Here is a 16,060-nt window from a genome sequence, read left to right as displayed (position 1 = left end):
AGCGCGCCGCCGGTCCGGCGGCGCGTTCTCGCGTCTCCTGAGAGGCGCGGGTCTACGCTGACCGCATGAGAGCGCTGGCGGGGCGTGCTCCGCATCGTCGGGGAGCGCGGATCGGCGCGCTGTTGGCGGCATCGCTGCTCCTGGCCGGCTGCCAGTCGGCGGCGGAACCGGATGCCGCGCCGACCGAGGCCGCTGCCAGGCCCTCTGCCGACGCCGCTGCGTCGGCGGTGTCGTTCGCGCCGTTGCGCGGAACGCCGGCGGAGGCGGCCGCGCTCGCCCACCCGTCCCTCGCAGTGAAGATCGACAACCACGAGGAGGCGCGCCCGCAGATCGCGCTGAATCGCACCGACATCGTCTTCGAGGAACTCGTCGAGGGCGGCCTGACGCGGTACGTCGCGGTCTGGCATTCGGACGTGCCCGACGAGGTCGGTCCCGTTCGGTCGATCCGTCCCATGGACCCCGACATCGCCTCGCCCTTCGGCGGCATCATCGCCTACTCGGGCGGGCAGGACCAGTTCGTCGCGATGATGATGGCGACGCCCCTCGTGAACATCGTCTTCGACTTCGACGAGACGGGGCTCTTCACCCGTGCCGATGAGCGGCCCGGCCCGCACGACGTGATCCTCGACTCCGCCGAGGCGGTCGCCCGAAACGCCGCGCTCGCACCGCCTCCGGGGCAGTTCAGCTACGGCACCGCCGATCCGCTCGCCGCCCCGGCGCTCGCTGCCGCGCCGACCTCGCGCATCGACCTCGTGTTCTCCGAGGATCGGTTCCCCGCGTGGGAGTGGGATGGCGGGACATCCGCCTGGCTCCGTTCGCAGGAGGGCGAACCGGATCTCGAGGCGTCGGGGGAGCGCGTGCGTGCCGTGAACGTCGTGACGCTCCGCGTCGGGATCGACTGGAGCTACGGCGAGGTGCCGAAGACCGTCATGATCGGTTCGGGCGAGGCCTGGGTCTCGGCCGGAGGCCGGACGGCGCACGGCACCTGGGCGAAGGATGCCGCGGGGTCGCCGATCGTCCTGACCGCCGACGACGGCTCGCCGTTGCGGCTTGCTCCCGGCAACACGTGGGTCGAGCTCGTGCCGAACGAGGGTTCGGCGACCTTCACGCCCTGAGCGGACAGCCTCGGGCTCGCTTGCACTCATGGCGGTCGAGTGCCAGAATCGATTTAGCACTCACTCGTTTTGAGTGCTAACCCAACGAATCTTTGAAGACGTCCGGGAAAGGACGAGAGAAACACATGGCAAAGATCATTGCTTTCAACGAGGAGGCCCGTCGTGGCCTCGAGCGTGGCCTCAACACGCTCGCCGACGCGGTGAAGGTGACCCTCGGCCCGCGCGGACGCAACGTCGTGCTCGAGAAGAAGTGGGGCGCACCCACGATCACGAACGACGGTGTGTCGATCGCCAAGGAGATCGAGCTCGACGACCCGTACGAGAAGATCGGTGCCGAGCTCGTCAAGGAGGTCGCCAAGAAGACCGACGACGTCGCCGGTGACGGCACCACGACCTCGGTCGTGCTCGCCCAGGCGCTCGTGCGCGAGGGCCTCCGCAACGTCGCAGCAGGCGCCGACCCCATCTCGCTCAAGCGCGGCATCGAGAAGGCCGTCGCCGCAGTGACCCTCGAGCTCGTCGCCAACGCCAAGGAGGTCGAGACCAAGGAGGAGATCGCCGCCACTGCGTCCATCTCCGCCGGCGACGCCGAGATCGGCGCACTCATCGCCGAGGCGATCGATAAGGTCGGCAAGGAGGGCGTCGTCACCGTCGAGGAGTCGAACACCTTCGGCACCGAGCTCGAGCTGACCGAGGGCATGCGCTTCGACAAGGGCTACCTGTCGGCGTACTTCGTCACCGACCCCGAGCGCCAGGAAGCGGTCTTCGAAGACCCCTACATCCTGATCGTCAACGGCAAGGTCTCGAACATCAAGGACCTGCTGCCGATCGTCGACAAGGTCATCCAGACCGGCAAGCAGCTCCTCATCATCGCGGAAGACGTCGACGGCGAAGCACTCGCGACGCTGATCGTCAACAAGATCCGCGGCATCTTCAAGTCGGTCGCCGTCAAGGCCCCCGGCTTCGGCGACCGTCGCAAGGCGCAGCTGCAGGACATCGCGACCCTCACCGGTGGCCAGGTCATCTCCGAGGAGGTCGGTCTCAAGCTCGAGAACGTCACCCTCGACCTGCTCGGCTCGGCTCGCAAGGTCATCATCACCAAGGACGAGACGACCATCGTCGAGGGTGGCGGCGACGAGGAGGCCATCGCCGGCCGCGTCGCGCAGATCCGCAAGGAGATCGAGAACACCGACTCCGACTACGACCGCGAGAAGCTCCAGGAGCGCCTCGCCAAGCTCGCCGGCGGCGTCGCCGTCATCAAGGCGGGTGCGGCGACCGAGGTCGAGCTCAAGGAGCGCAAGCACCGCATCGAAGACGCCGTGCGCAACGCCAAGGCAGCCGTCGAAGAGGGCATCGTCGCCGGTGGTGGCGTCGCCCTCATCCAGGCCGGCAAGACCGCATTCGAGAAGCTCGAGCTCACGGGCGACGAGGCGACCGGCGCGAACATCGTCCGCGTCGCGATCGACGCTCCGCTCAAGCAGATCGCCCTCAACGCCGGCCTCGAGCCGGGCGTCGTCGTCGACCGCGTGCGCAACCTCCCGGTCGGCCAGGGCCTCAACGCCGCGACCGGCGAGTACGTCGACATGCTCGCTGCCGGCATCAACGACCCGGTGAAGGTCACCCGCTCCGCGCTGCTGAACGCAGCGTCGATCGCGGGCCTCTTCCTCACCACCGAGGCCGTCGTCGCCGACAAGCCCGAGAAGAACGCGGCTCCGGCCGGCGACCCGACGGGCGGCATGGACTTCTAGTCCGCGCCTCACGCAACGAAACGATGGGCGTCTCCCGAGAGGGAGGCGCCCATCGTCGTGTCAGCGGGTTCGTGCGCGTGTCAGGCGCTCGCTCCCACCCGCTCAGCCGGGTCGGTGCGCGCTCGTCAGGCGTGCGCGGGCGTATTGCGTCCGGATCACCTCACGCGTGTCGCTCGCGAGCTCTGCGTCGATGTCGAGCGGCCATGACGGGCGTTCACCGGTGAGCGCCCACCTCGCCTGCCTGGCGGCGCCGTCGGCGACGTACTCCCCGCGTGCCGGCACGACGATCGGCACGTCGAAGACCTGGGCGGCGATGCCCTGCACCGCCGGATTCTGCGCCGCACCGCCGATGAGCAGGATGCGGGCCGCGTAGACGCCCTGCCCTCGCACGGCATCGAGGCCGTCGGCGAGGCCGCACAGGAGGCCCTCGATCGCAGCGCGCGCGACCGATGCCCGCGTCGTGTTGGCGAACGTGAGACCAGAGAACGAGGCGGTCGCGTCGGGAAGGTTCGGCGTGCGCTCGCCCTCGAAGTACGGCACGAGCACGGCACCGGATGAGCCGGGCACGGCCTCGAGCGCGAGCCGGCCGAGTTCCGCGTGGTCGACCCCGAGCAGGGCGGCCGTGACATCGAGCACGGGCGCCGCGTTCAGGGTGGCGATGAGCGGCAGGCCGCGCCCGGTCGCATCGGCGAACCCGGCGACCGTCCCGGAGGGATCGGCGATGACGGCATCCGTCACGGCGAAGACCGTGCCGCTCGTGCCGATCGAGACCACGACGTCACCGGCGGATGCATCGAGTCCGAGCGCGGCGGCGGCGTTGTCGCCGGCTCCGGCGCCCACGAGGATGCCGTCGGGCGTGCGTCCCGCCGCTGCGTTCGGGGCGAGCACGCGCGGCAGTACCGGGACGTGCCCGAGCGCACGGGCGACCAGATCCAGGTCGTAGCCGTTCGGGCCCCAGTACGCCGTGCCGCTCGCATCCGAGCGATCGGTCGTGAGCTCGTCCAGCCGGGGCCCGAGCGGCGACTCGCCGGCGGGACCGAAGCCCCGCAGGCGCCACGTCAGCCAGTCGTGGGGGAGGACGACCGCCGCGACGCGAGCCGCGGCATCCGGTTCGGCGTCGCGCAGCCATCGGAGCTTCGTGGCCGTGAACGACGCGACCGGCACGACGCCAGTGCGCCTGGCGTACTCGTCGGTGCCGACCTCGGCGATGAGGTCGAGCGCCGCCTGGGCGGATCGGGTGTCGTTCCAGAGCAGGGCATCGCGGATGACGCATCCTTCGGCGTCCAGCACGATCATGCCGTGCTGCTGGGCGGCGATCGAGATCGCGGCGACGTCGTCGAGCCCGCCCGCGTCGGCGAACGCGGAGAGCATCGCACCCCACCATGCCGCGGGATCGACCTCGGTGCCGCCCGGGTGGGCCGCGCGACCGGAGCGGACGAGCGCTCCGGTCGACGCATCCCGGATCACGACCTTGCAGGCCTGCGTCGACGAGTCGACGCCCGCGACGAGCCTGGCACGGTGATCCGCGAGCGGCATCGTCATCGAGCGCCCAGCAGGTGCTCGGTCGCGAGCTGCTGCAGGCGCACGAAGCCGCCGCCCTTGCCGCCGAGGTAGGCCGCTGCGTCGAAGTCCTCGTAGGCCGAGCGGTCGGCGAGGAACTCGTCGTAGGTCTCGCCCTCGTTCAGGGTCGGTGTCGACAGTTCGAAGACCTTCGCGGCCTCGAGCGCCTCCTGCACCTCGGGGTCGGCGCGGAAGGCCGCGGCCCGCTCTTTGAGCAGCAGGTAAGTGCGCATGTTCGCGGCGGCGGACTCCCACACGCCCTTCTCGTCCTCGGTACGCGAGGGCTTGTAGTCGAAGTGGCGCGGGCCGTCGTAGGCGGGCACGCCGCCGGGGCCGCCGTTCTCGAGCAGGTCGACGAGCGCGAACGCGTTGTGCAGGTCGCCGTGGCCGAACACGAGGTCCTGGTCGTACTTGATGCCGCGCTGGCCGTTGAGGTCGATGTGGAAGAGCTTGCCGTGGAAGAGCGCCTGGGCGATGCCGGCGGCGAAGTTGAGGCCGGCCATCTGCTCGTGCCCGACCTCGGGGTTGAGGCCCACGAGTTCGGGCCGTTCGAGCGAGTCGATGAAGGCGATCGCGTGGCCGAGGGTCGGCAGCAGGATGTCGCCTCGGGGCTCGTTGGGCTTGGGCTCGATGGCGAACCGGATGTCGTAGCCCTTGTCGGTGACGTAGTCGCCGAGGAGGTTCACGGCCTCGCGGTAGCGCTCGAGCGCCTGGCGGATGTCCTTCGCGGAGTCGTACTCGGCGCCCTCGCGGCCGCCCCACATGACGAACGTCTTCGCGCCGAGCTCGGCGCCGAGGTCGAGCTGGCGGAACACCTTGCGCAGCGCGAAGCGTCGCACGTCGCGATCGTTGGCGGTGAAGCCGCCGTCCTTGAAGACGGGGGCCGAGAAGAGGTTGGTGGTGACCATCGGCACGATGAGGCCGGTCGCGTCGAGCGCGCCCTTCAGGCGGTCGATCTGCTTCTGGCGCGCGGCATCGGTCGACCCGAATGCGAACAGGTCGTCGTCGTGGAACGTCAGGCCGTAGGCGCCGAGCTCGTCGAGTTTCTCGACGACGTGCACGACATCGAGGGGCGTGCGGGTCGGGCCGCCGAACGGGTCGGTGCCGTCGTACCCGACCGTCCAGAGGCCGAAGGAGAACTTGTCGTCACGGGAGGGCGCGGTGGCCATGGGTGATCCGCCTTTCAGCGTCATCGGTGATTTGTTGGCATGTACAACATAAACTGGGCGACCCGCCCGCGCAAGTCTTCCGGGTTCGCAACTTTCGCGATTAGGATTCGAAACATGAAGACCGAAGTCACGGGCGACCGAGTCACCCTCGCCGAGATCGCCGAGGAGACGGGTTCGAGCCTCTCGACGATCTCCAAGGTGCTGAACGGCCGTGCCGACGTGTCGAAAGCGACGAGGGAGCGCATCGAGCATGCGCTGCACGACCGCGGATACGTGCGCCGCGGCGCGGGTCGTTCGGAATCCCGGCCCGAGCTGCTCGAACTGGTCTTCCACGGACTCGATTCCATCTGGTCGATGGAACTCATCGGCGGCGTCGAAGCCGTGGCGAAGGAGCACGGGCTGAGCGTCGTCCTCACGGTGAGCGGCGACCGGCACGCACCCGACCCCGACTGGATCGACGGCGTCATCCGTCGTCGCCCGGTGGGCGTCGTGCTCGTCTTCTCGGAGATCTCGCCCGAGTATCGCGAACGACTCCGCGCCAGGGGCATCTCCTTCGTGATCGTCGACCCGGCAGGCGACCCGTCGCCCGACGTACCGAGTGTCGGTTCGGCCAACTGGTCGGGCGGCCTCGCTGCGACTCGCCATCTCATCGAGCTCGGGCACCGCCGCATCGCGACGATCACGGGTCCCGAGGACATGATGTGCTCGCTCGCGAGGCTCGACGGGTTCCGCAGCGCCATGAACTCCGCCGGGCTCCCAGTCGATCCGGCATGGGTCCGCTTCGGCACCTTCGAGATCGCGGGCGGTCGCGACCGGGCCCGCGAGCTGCTGGCGCTGCCGGCCGATCTCCGCCCGACCGCGATCTTCGCCGGCAGCGACATGCAGGCGCTCGGCACCCTCGATGCCGCGCGCGAAGCCGGGCTCGCCGTTCCGCACGACCTCTCGATCGTCGGCTACGACGACATCTCGCTGGCGCCCTGGGTGAGCCCGCCGCTCACCACGGTGCACCAGCCGCTCCGCCGCATGGGCGAGGAGGCCGCCCGACTCGCCATCCGCCTGAGCGATGAACAGCCCGAGACCACCCCGCGCATGGACCTCGCGACGAACCTCGTCGTGCGCGAGAGCACGGCACCGCCGGCCGAGTAGGGACGATCCGCCCGCGACACCGACGATGCTTCCTCGGCGAGGGCGTCGCCGGGGTCACGGATGCCGATGACCAGCGCCCTTCGGGAAGGCGAAGCCCCAACCGTCGGCGAGACGCTCCATCACGACCGTCTCCACCGCGGCGAGGGTGCCGGCCCGGTCGCCACCGCCGTCGTGCAGGAGCACGACCTCGCCCGGCCTCATCGCCGCACGCAGGTTCGACGTGAGCGTCGCGACATCCTGCGTCGCCCAATCGTCGATCGTGTTCACGACGGCGAGCGGCTGCATGCCGAGCTCGACCGCGACCCGCTGGGTGGCACCCCAACTGCCGTTGGGCGCCCGCCAGAACGGCACCGGCTGGTTCACGTCGCCGAGCGCCTCGCGGATGATCGCGAGGTTCGCGATGAGATCGGCCCGCACCTCTGATGCCGGCCACGAGCCCATGTCGGCGAAGCTCGTCGAGTGGTTGCCGAGCACGTGGCCCTCGGCGACGATCCGCTGGAGGATCGCCGCGCCGCCCGGTGCGGTGACGTTGCGGCCGATGACGCAGAACACCGCCTTCACGTCGTGCTCGGCGAGGAAGTCCAGCAGCGCGGGCGTCGTATTCGGGCTCGGGCCGTCGTCGAAGGTGAGGGCGGAGACCTCGCCGGAGTCCTCCGCATGGTCCACGGGAGTGGTGACGGGGTCGATCGCCCCGCCGGGGACGACCTCCGGCCCCCGTCCGGTCATGCGGGTTCGGCCGTGTGCACGAGGCTCAGCAGGTCGAAGTCGGCCCAGGCCGCGCCTGCTGCGCCGTGCTCATCGGTGCCGGGAGCGCCGATCGCGAACACCCCGCCCACGACGCCGGCGAATCCTGTTCCTCCGCCCGTGCTCGGGCTGAGGGGTGCGAGGTCGGCGGAGCCGACGTCGCTGCGCCGCTCGTCGTGCTCGAGCCGGGCGATGGCCGCGAAGCCGTCGATCTCCAGGACGAGGCCGACTCGTCCCCCCGGCATCTCCGCGCGACCGAGCACCCGGTCCTCGCCGTCGACATGGAGCACGAGCTCCACGACGCGGCCGCTGCCACGCGGGCGCACGCCGAACGTCAGGTGGCGGTGCTCGGAGAGGCGCAGCGCGAGGCCGGCGACCATGCCGGGCGGCGCGGCATCCGGCACCTCGACCACCGTCGCGAGGGTCGCCGTCGGCTGCTCGAGGCGGAAGCCCGCGAAGGCGTGCGGGGCGAGTTCCGCGAGGCTGCCGGAGACGGCGTGCAGACGGAGGTGTCCGGGCCGTTCGCCGAGCTGCACCCTCGGTGAGCCGACGGCGGTGCGCACCGTGAGCAGTTCGGGATGCAGAGCGAGCCCGTCGAAGTCGTCGACGAGCATCGTCGGCCCGGCGGCCGGGCCCTCGGCCCACGGGACGTCGACCTCGTCGCGCAGACGACCCGCGCCGGGGGCGAACACCGGCCACCCGTCCTCGAAGGTCACGGGCACGAGCCACGTCTCGCGGCCCTGCAGGGCATCGGCGCGCGCGACATCGGCGTTCGCGTCGCCGATGGGAAGACGCCGGGTGGCGAGCGCGGTCGCCCACCAGCCGCCGCGGCCGTCGTCGACGAGGTCCGCGTGCCCGACGTTCGCGACCCCGACTCCGCCGCCGAGATGACGGTGGGTGAGCAGCGGGTTCGCCTTCGAGCCCGTGAACGGGCCCGCCGGGCGTGCGCCACGGGCCGCGCTGACCGCGTGGTGGCGATCGGTGCCGCCCTCGCTCGCGAGGAGCAGCACCTCGCCGTCGAGGCGGTAGAGGTGCGGACCCTCCGCCCAGACGGCGCCCTCGACGGCGCCGTGCCACACGACGTGCTCCTCGCCGACGAGCGTCATGGTGGCGAGATCGAGCTCCCGCACCCATACCTCGGTCTGGTCGTGCCATTCGCCGGGCTCGGCGAGCCGAGTGCCGCACCACCAGGCGCGACCGTCGTCGTCGAAGAGCAGGGACGGGTCGATGCCGGCTGCCTCCTCGATCCACGCCGGGTCGGACCAGGGGCCGGCCGGATCGGTCGCGGTGACGACGAAGTTGCCCTGCCGGCCTTCCCCGCCGACGAGCGTGCATACGACGAAGAAGCGGCCGTCGTGGTGGCGGATCGTCGGCGCGAAGAGGCCGCCCGACGCCGCCACCGTCGACAGGTCGAGCTGATCCTCGCGGTGCACGACGTGTCCGATCAGTTCCCATTCGACGAGATCACGGGAACGGTGCACCGGCAGGCCCGGGAAGTACTCGAACGTCGAGGTCACCACGAAGAACTCGTCGCCCACTCGGCAGATGCTCGGATCGGGATGGAAGCCCGGCAGCACCGGATTGCGCGCCGCGGTCACGGTGAATCCGTGCCCATGCGCTCGGCGGTCCAGACGGGGTGGAGCGCTCGCGTCTGGTCGACCACGCGCACCGGCCCCGAGAGCTCGACCGACGCGGTCAGCGCCAGGTCGCCGCTCGAGCGTCCGAACCCGAGCACGAGTGTTCCCGGCTCGACGATGCGGAGGCCGTCGCGGCCGGTGAACGAGGCGAGGTCGGCGGGCACCTCGACCCCCAGCCGTACGGACGCCCCGGGCTCGAGTTCGACGCGCTGGAACCCGATGAGCCGCTGCAGCGGTCGCACGACGGAGGCCACGGGATCGTGCAGGTACAGCTGCACGATCTCGGCACCCGTGCGGTCGCCGGTGTTCTCGATCGTGAGCGACATCCGGAAGCTGCCGGCGGTCGTCGACTCGGCCTCGTCGATGACGAGGTCGCTCCACGCGAACGGGGCGTAGCCGAGGCCGTGGCCGAACGGGTACCTGGCCGTCGGGTCGATGTTCGACACCTCGCTGCGCCGCGCGAGCGTCGACGCGAGATAGGTCGACGGCTGCGCGCCCGGCGTGGCCGGCACGCTCACGGGGAGCCGGCCGCTCGGATTGACCCGGCCCGAGAGGATCGCGGCGAGGGCCCGTGTGCCCTCCTCGCCCGGGAAGAACGCCTGCACGATGCCGGCGGCGCGCTCCGGCGCCGTGCCGAGCACGTACGGGCGACCGGCGAGGAGCGTGAGCACGGTCGGCGTTCCGGCGTCGAGGACGGCCTCGAGCAGGGCGCCCTGGGCGCCCGGAAGGTCGAGGGTCTCCGCATCGCAGCCCTCGCCGCTCGTGCCGCGGCCGAAGAGTCCGGCGCGGTCGCCGAGGGCGAGCACCACGACGTCGGCGGATGCCGCGAGCTCGACGGCCTCGGCGAAGCCGTCGGTCTCGCCGCCGACGATCGAGGTTCCCGCCGCGAGGGCGATCTCGGCACCGGGGAACTCCTCGCGGAGTGCCTCGACGAGGGTGGGGAGCTCGATGCCCAGCCCGCTCTCGGGGTGGTGGACGCCGACGTGCGTCGGGAAGCCGTAGCACCCGAGGACGGCGAGGGGGTCGTCGGCCGTCGGCCCGATGACGGCGATCCGGGTCGGCGCCGCGAGCGGCAGCGTTCCGTCGTTGTGCAGCAGCACGATCGCCTGCTCCGCGATCCGGCGCGCGAGGTCGCGGTTCTCGGGGGAGTCCAGGTCGACGGACCCCTTCGTCCCGGTCGAGGCCGCGTGCTCGGCCGGCTCGTCGAGGAGGCCGAGCTCGACCTTCTGCACGAGGACGCGGAGTAGCGCCCGGTCGATGACCGACTCGGCGATGCGGCCGCCCTCGACGGCGGCGATGAGCGGCTCGCCGAAGGCGTGCACGGTCGGCAGTTCGACGTCGATGCCGGCCTCGAGCGCGGCGACCGCGGCGTCGCCGAGGTCGCCCGAGGTGCCGTGCAGCGTCTGGAGGAAGGCGACCGAGAAGTAGTCGGCGACCACGGTGCCGTCGAAGCCCCAGGTCTCGCGCAGGAGTCCGGTGAGCAGGTCGCGGTCGGCCGCGGTCGGCACGCCGTCGAGGTCGGTGTACGCGTTCATCACCGAACGCGGCGCCGCCTCGCGCACGACCATCTCGAACGGCGGCAACAGCACGTCGGCGAGTTCCCGCGCGCCGACCGAGACGGGCGCCAGGTTGCGGCCGGCTCGCGAGGCCGAGTATCCGACGAAGTGCTTGAGCGTCGCCACGATGCCGGATGCCTCGAGCCCGCGCACGTACGACGTGCCGACGCTGCCCACGAGGTACGGGTCCTCGCCGATCGTCTCCTCGACCCGGCCCCATCGTGCGTCGCGCACGACGTCGAGCACTGGCGCGAGGCCCTGGTGCACGCCGACCGAGCGCATGTCGGCGCCGATCCGGCGTGCCATCTGCTCGATGAGCGCCGGGTCGAACGTGGCTCCCCACGAGAGTGGCACGGGGTAGGCCGTGGCACCGTACGCGGCGAAGCCGGCGAGGCACTCCTCGTGCACGAGCGCCTGGATGCCGAACCTGCTCGATGCCGCGATGCGCGCCTGCAGCCGTGCGAGCGACTGCGCTCCGAGTGCGGCATCGACCGGTGCCGTGCCGAAGGGGCGGGTGACCTGGCCGAGGCCTCTGGGTAGCACGGCGTCGAGGTCCACCGTGCCGGTCATCTCGTGCTGGTGCGGGGCGACGTCCGCGCCGTCGTCGGAGGCGCCGATCCAGATTCCGTAGAGCTGGGCGACCTTCTCCTCGAGGGTGAGCACGGCGATGAGCGCGCGCGCTCGCTCGTCGGCGGGCAGCGAGCGGTCGCGCCACGGCTCATCGGCGGCGATGGGGGAGGTGGTCGGCGGCTCGGTCGCCGCGGCGGGTCGGGTCGTGGTGTTCGTCATCCTGGCATCCGTGTTCGTGGTGTCGTTCGTGGCGTGGGTCGTTGCATCCGTCGTCGTCGGCTCGGTCATCCCTTGACCGCTCCCGTGAGGCCGCCGACGATGCGCCGCTCGAAGATGCTGAAGAACACGAGCGCGGGGATCATCGACAGCGACGTGAACGCGAGCACCTTGGCCGTGTCTACGGAATACTGGGACGCGAACGCCTGCACGCCGAGCGGCAGGGTGAACGCGGCCTCGTTGTTCAGGATGAACAGGGGGAGGATGTAGCTGTTCCAGCTCGAGATGAACGCGAGGATGCCGACCGTGATCACGCCCGGCAGTGCCAGCGGTACCACCATCCGCCAGAAGAAGCCGAGACGCGAGGCTCCGTCGATCGATGCCGCCTCCTCGATCTCGTCGGGGATGGCCCGCAGGAACGGCACGAGGATGATGATCGTCGTCGGCAGGGCGAACGCGATCTGCGGCAGGATGATGCCGCCGAGGGAGTTCATGAGGCCGAGGTTGCGCACCACGAGGTACAGCGGGGTGATGGCGACCGTCATCGGGAACATGAGCCCGGCTGCGAACATCGCGTAGAGCAGGCCGCGGGCCTTGAAGCGGTAGCGCGCGAGCACGTAGCTCGCCATGAGTCCGAGCGCGACGACACCCACAGTGGTCACGACGGCCGCGACCGTGGAATTCAGCACCTCGCCCCAGAAGGTGCTGCTGACGAGCACGTCGGCGTAGTTCGTGAACACCCACGGCGACGGCAGTGCCGACGGGTCCGTCGTGATCTGCGAGTTCGTGCGGAAGCCGCCGATGATGATGTACGCGATCGGCGCGAGCATGAGCGAGATCACGACGATGCCGACGAAGTAGATGGCGGGGCTGCCCCAGGGCAGCTTGCCGGACTGGCGCGGCCGCGGAGGCCGGGGCAGGGCGATCGATGCGGTCATCGGTCCGTCCGTTCGGTGAGGGCGCCGGCGGTGTCGCGGCGGAGAACGTAGCGCTGGTAGACGAGGGCGACGACGAGCGAGATGAGGAAGAGCACGACGGCGACGGCGTTGCCGTAGCCGTAGTTGCCCGCGTTGCGCCCGTTCGCCACCATGTAGGTCGCCATGGTCGAGGTGCCGGCCGTCGAGGCGACGTACTGGCCCCAGATGATGTAGACGAGGTCGAACAGCTGCAGCGAGCCGATGATCGACAGGAACGCCCAGATGCGCAGGGTCGGGCCGAGCAGCGGCAGCGTGATGCGGCGCTGGATCTGCCAGTAGGAGGCGCCGTCGATCTGCGCCGCCTCGGTGAGCTCCTGCGGGATGCCCTGGAGGCCCGCCAGGAAGAGGATGACGGCGAATCCGATGTACTTCCAGGTGATGATGCCGAGGAGGGTCCACATGGCGATGCCGGGGTCGGCGAGCCAGTCCTGGGTGAAGGCGCCGAGTCCGATCTTCTCGAGGAGCCCGTTCAGAGCGCCCTCGCTCTGGAGCATGAGGCTCCAGCCCGTGCCGACGACGACTTCGGCGATCACGTACGGCGCGAAGATGAGCACGCGGATCACGGACTGCCCGCGCATCGGGCGGTTCAGGAGCAGGGCGAGGAGGAGCGCCGCCGGGCCCTGCAGCACGAGGGACATCACGACGATGATCGCGTTGTGCGCGACCGCCTCGTGGAAGGTGGGGTCCTGGAAGATCGTGACGTAGTTCTGCAGGCCGACGAAGTCGGTCGGCGGCCCGAAGCCCTTCCACCGGAAGAAGCCGTAGTAGCCGGCCATGACGACCGGGAAGATGACGAAGGCCAGGAAGATGAGGAGCGCCGGGCCCACGAGCACGGCGATCTCGATGGTCTTGCGGAGGTCTCGGCGGGGGCGACGTCGGGCGCCGGGCGACGTCGCGACGACCCGGCCGGCGGCCGGAGACGGCGAGCCGCCTCCGGCCGCGACGTCGTCCGTGTCGACTCGTCCCGCGACGGGAGAGTTGGTGCGAACGCTCATGGTGAGTTCGGCCTCAGCCCTTCTTGATCGCGTCGTCGACCGCGTCGACGATGCCCTGGGCGGAGCCCTTGCCGGCGAGCAGGTCGACGACGCCGACGTTCAGCGCGTTGCCGACGTTCTGGCCGAGGAGCGTGTCGAGCCAGACCGAGACGTACGGGGCCTCGTTCACGGCGGCGAGCACCTCCTGCAGGGCAGGGTCGGTCACGACGCCCTGGGCGTCCTTGTTGGCGGGCAGGGTCACGAACGCGTTCGCGTAGCCCTCCTGGTACTCCTTCTGCGAGGCGAACTCGAGGAACTCGCCGCACTCCTTGGGAGCATCGACGTAGCAGGAGAAGCCGTCGACGCCGCCCATGAGCGCACCGGCTTCGCCGTCGCCGCCGTCGACCTCGGGGAAGGGGAACCAGCCGAGGTCGGGCAGGGGCTTCTCATCGGGCGTGAGCGAGGCGATCACTCCCGGGTCCCAGGCGCCCATGAGCTCCATCGCGGCCTTGTGGTTCGCGACGAGGCCGGCGGAGGAGCCGGCGCCCTGCTGGGCGGTCGTGGTCAGGAAGCCCTGGTTGAACGGCTCGATGCCCGCGAACTCCTCGAGGTCCTCACCGGCGCGGAGCCAGCATTCGTCGGAGAAGCTGGGGTCCTCGGTCAGGCCCGTGATGACGTCCTGGCCGCACTCGCGGAGGGCGAAGAAGTAGTACCAGTGAGCGGCGGGCCAGGCGTCCTTCGCGCCGAGCGCGATGGGATCGATGCCGGCGGCCTTCAACTTGTCGACGGCCTCGCCGAGCTCGTCGAACGTGGTCGGCGTCTCGGTGATGCCGGCCTGTGCGAACAGGTCCTTGCTGTAGTAGATGCCGCCCGGCAGCACCGAGGACGGCACGCCGTAGAGCTTGTCGTCGACCGTGAACGCCGAGAGCGCGCCCTCGCCGAGGGCGGTCTTCGTCTCGTCGGAGAGCGCGGCGCTGAGGTCCTGCGCCTGACCGGCCTCGACGACTGCCGCGAGCTTGCCGCCGCCGCGCGCCATGAAGATGTCGGGTGCGTCGCCGGAGTTGAGGGCGGTCTGGAGCTTGCCGTCCATGTCCTCGTTCTGGATCGCCTGGATGTCGATCGTGACGCCCGGGTTCTCCTCCTCGAAGGCGGCTGCGGTCGCCTCCCAGTAGGCCTTGCCGTCACCGGTGGTGGAGTTGTGCCAGAACGTCAGGGACACGTCCCCGTCGCCGGATTCCTCGCCGCCGGCGCTGCACCCCGCCAGCGCCCCCACGGCAAGTGCCGCGGCGGCGCCGATGGCGGTGAACCTGCCGATGCCTCGTGTGTTCATCGTTGAACCTCTCGAAAGTTTCGGCCTCAACGCCGAAAGTGATCTGGACACCGGAACTCTAGCCCGGAGCTGATTTGCCGTCAAGCGCAACAAATTATGCGCGTCGACCGTCGGCCCGCGGCTCCGAGAACATAGAGTGGGCGAGTGGCAGACCGAACCGGCACGTTCGACGGCGTGCATCGTCGAAACCTCTCGAAACTTCTCGTGCTGGCGCATCTCGAAGGACCGCTCTCGCGTGCCCGGCTCACGGCGGAGACCGGCCTGAACCGCTCCACGGTGGCCTCGCTCGCCTCCGAGCTCGCCGACCTCGGTCTCGTCGAGGAGCGGGCTCCCGACCCGACGAACCGGGTGGGGCGGCCGTCGCCGGTCGTCGCGGCGCACCCCTCGGTGCAGGCGATCGTGGTCAACCCCGAGGTCGACGCCGTGACCATCGCCGCGGTCGGACTGAACGCGCGGATCGTGGTGCGCGAGCGCCTCGAGGTCGACCACCTCGTGACACCCGCAGAGACGGCGGACCTCGTTGCCGGCGTCCTGGCCCGATGGCGGACGACCGAGTTGCGCGACGCCCGCATCGTCGGGGTCGGCCTCGCCGTGCCCGGCCAGGTGCGTTCCGACGACGGACTCGTGCGCTGGGCGCCGCACCTCGAGTGGACGGATGCCCCGGTGCGGGAGCTCGTCGAGTCGGCCACGGGCCTGCCCGCCGGCGTCGCGAACGATGCGAGCCTCGGTGCTCGGGCCGAACACCTCTTCGGCGCCGGGCGGGGAGTCGACGACCTCGTCTACCTCAACGGCGGTGCGAGCGGCATCGGCGGCGGGCTGGTGGTCGGAGGTCGTCTCGTCAGCGGCACGCGGGGGTACGCGGGAGAGTTCGGCCAGAACCGTCCGGGCATCGCGAGGCAGGACGATCGCCGCGTGCCCGACGGCGTGCTGGAGGACGAGGTGAGTCGTGCCCGCCTGCTGCAGGTCGTCGGACTCACGCACGCCGACGAGCCGACGCTCGCCGCCGCGATCGCGGCGTCCGGCGGTCTCGCCGTCGCCGAAGAGCTCGCCAGGCAGCAGCGCATCCTCGCGACCGCGCTCGGCAACGCCGTCAACGTGCTGAACCCGTCGCTCATCGTGCTCGGGGGGTTCCTCGCCACGCTCGCTGCGCACGATGCAGCGGCGCTCGAGGCGGCGGTCGCGGCGCAATGCCTGCCGGTGGCGAGCGAGGGACTCGACATCAGGGTCGCCGAGCTCGGCGAGAACCGGTTGCTCATCGGCGCCGCTGAACTCGCCTTCGCGCGGCTCCTGGCGGATCCGCTCGCGGACTGAGGCTCGGCGC

12 protein-coding genes are annotated in these 16,060 nt (G+C 70.6%); 4 read left to right on the top strand and 8 right to left on the bottom strand.

What is annotated here, in order from left to right; genetic code table 11:
• Nucleotides 1-65 precede the first annotated feature (65 nt).
• Together ESP57_RS05660 and groL are read left to right on the top strand one after the other, a co-directional pair.
• On the top strand, nucleotides 66-1,115 hold the full coding sequence (locus ESP57_RS05660; protein ID WP_129230820.1) for a DUF3048 domain-containing protein: 1,050 nt from the start codon (nucleotides 66-68) through the stop codon (nucleotides 1,113-1,115).
• 125 nt (nucleotides 1,116-1,240) lie between these two features.
• Nucleotides 1,241-2,860, top strand: a complete 1,620-nt coding sequence (gene groL, locus ESP57_RS05655; RefSeq protein ID WP_115956973.1) for a chaperonin GroEL — start codon at nucleotides 1,241-1,243, stop codon at nucleotides 2,858-2,860.
• Nucleotides 2,861-2,962: 102 nt separating this feature from the next.
• Here the strand turns inward: groL and ESP57_RS05650 are convergent, their stop codons facing one another.
• Complete coding sequence (locus ESP57_RS05650) at nucleotides 2,963-4,402, bottom strand: FGGY family carbohydrate kinase (RefSeq protein ID WP_243648412.1); 1,440 nt, start codon at nucleotides 4,400-4,402, stop codon at nucleotides 2,963-2,965.
• Nucleotides 4,399-5,589: a xylose isomerase gene (gene xylA, locus ESP57_RS05645; RefSeq protein ID WP_129230819.1), complete on the bottom strand. Its 1,191-nt coding sequence runs from the start codon at nucleotides 5,587-5,589 to the stop codon at nucleotides 4,399-4,401. Before xylA ends, ESP57_RS05650 begins: the two co-directional genes overlap by 4 nt.
• Nucleotides 5,590-5,703: 114 nt before the next feature.
• Between xylA and ESP57_RS05640 the strand changes: the two genes are divergently transcribed.
• A complete protein-coding gene (locus ESP57_RS05640) occupies nucleotides 5,704-6,735 on the top strand; it encodes a LacI family DNA-binding transcriptional regulator (RefSeq protein WP_129230818.1) in 1,032 nt (343 codons plus the stop codon).
• Nucleotides 6,736-6,789: 54 nt separating this feature from the next.
• Here the strand turns inward: ESP57_RS05640 and ESP57_RS05635 are convergent, their stop codons facing one another.
• From ESP57_RS05635 to ESP57_RS05610, 6 genes are all read right to left on the bottom strand, one after another.
• Nucleotides 6,790-7,461 (bottom strand): polysaccharide deacetylase family protein, encoded by a 672-nt coding sequence (locus ESP57_RS05635; protein WP_129230817.1) that lies wholly within the window; start codon nucleotides 7,459-7,461, stop codon nucleotides 6,790-6,792.
• On the bottom strand, nucleotides 7,458-9,077 hold the full coding sequence (locus tag ESP57_RS05630; RefSeq protein ID WP_129230816.1) for a glycoside hydrolase family 43 protein: 1,620 nt from the start codon (nucleotides 9,075-9,077) through the stop codon (nucleotides 7,458-7,460). Before ESP57_RS05630 ends, ESP57_RS05635 begins: the two co-directional genes overlap by 4 nt.
• The gene (locus ESP57_RS05625; RefSeq protein WP_129230889.1) at nucleotides 9,074-11,461 is read right to left on the bottom strand and encodes a beta-xylosidase/alpha-l-arabinosidase; all 2,388 of its coding nucleotides are present in this window, start codon (nucleotides 11,459-11,461) and stop codon (nucleotides 9,074-9,076) included. Before ESP57_RS05625 ends, ESP57_RS05630 begins: the two co-directional genes overlap by 4 nt.
• Before the next feature lie 65 nt (nucleotides 11,462-11,526).
• On the bottom strand, nucleotides 11,527-12,396 hold the full coding sequence (locus ESP57_RS05620; protein ID WP_056010396.1) for a carbohydrate ABC transporter permease: 870 nt from the start codon (nucleotides 12,394-12,396) through the stop codon (nucleotides 11,527-11,529).
• Nucleotides 12,393-13,430, bottom strand: a complete 1,038-nt coding sequence (locus ESP57_RS05615; protein WP_129230815.1) for a carbohydrate ABC transporter permease — start codon at nucleotides 13,428-13,430, stop codon at nucleotides 12,393-12,395. Before ESP57_RS05615 ends, ESP57_RS05620 begins: the two co-directional genes overlap by 4 nt.
• A gap of 13 nt (nucleotides 13,431-13,443) precedes the next feature.
• Entirely contained in the window at nucleotides 13,444-14,739 is a 1,296-nt protein-coding gene (locus ESP57_RS05610; protein ID WP_056010390.1) for an extracellular solute-binding protein, read from the bottom strand.
• A 144-nt stretch (nucleotides 14,740-14,883) separates the two neighbouring features.
• On the opposite strand from ESP57_RS05610, the gene ESP57_RS05605 reads away from it, so the two are divergent.
• On the top strand, nucleotides 14,884-16,050 hold the full coding sequence (locus ESP57_RS05605; protein WP_129230814.1) for an ROK family transcriptional regulator: 1,167 nt from the start codon (nucleotides 14,884-14,886) through the stop codon (nucleotides 16,048-16,050).
• Nucleotides 16,051-16,060 lie beyond the last annotated feature (10 nt).

This window comes from Agromyces fucosus (assembly GCF_004134865.1).
Classification (GTDB): domain Bacteria; phylum Actinomycetota; class Actinomycetes; order Actinomycetales; family Microbacteriaceae; genus Agromyces; species Agromyces fucosus.
Note: the sequence above shows the minus strand (reverse complement) of the source record. Positions and strands in the feature narration are given on the sequence as shown.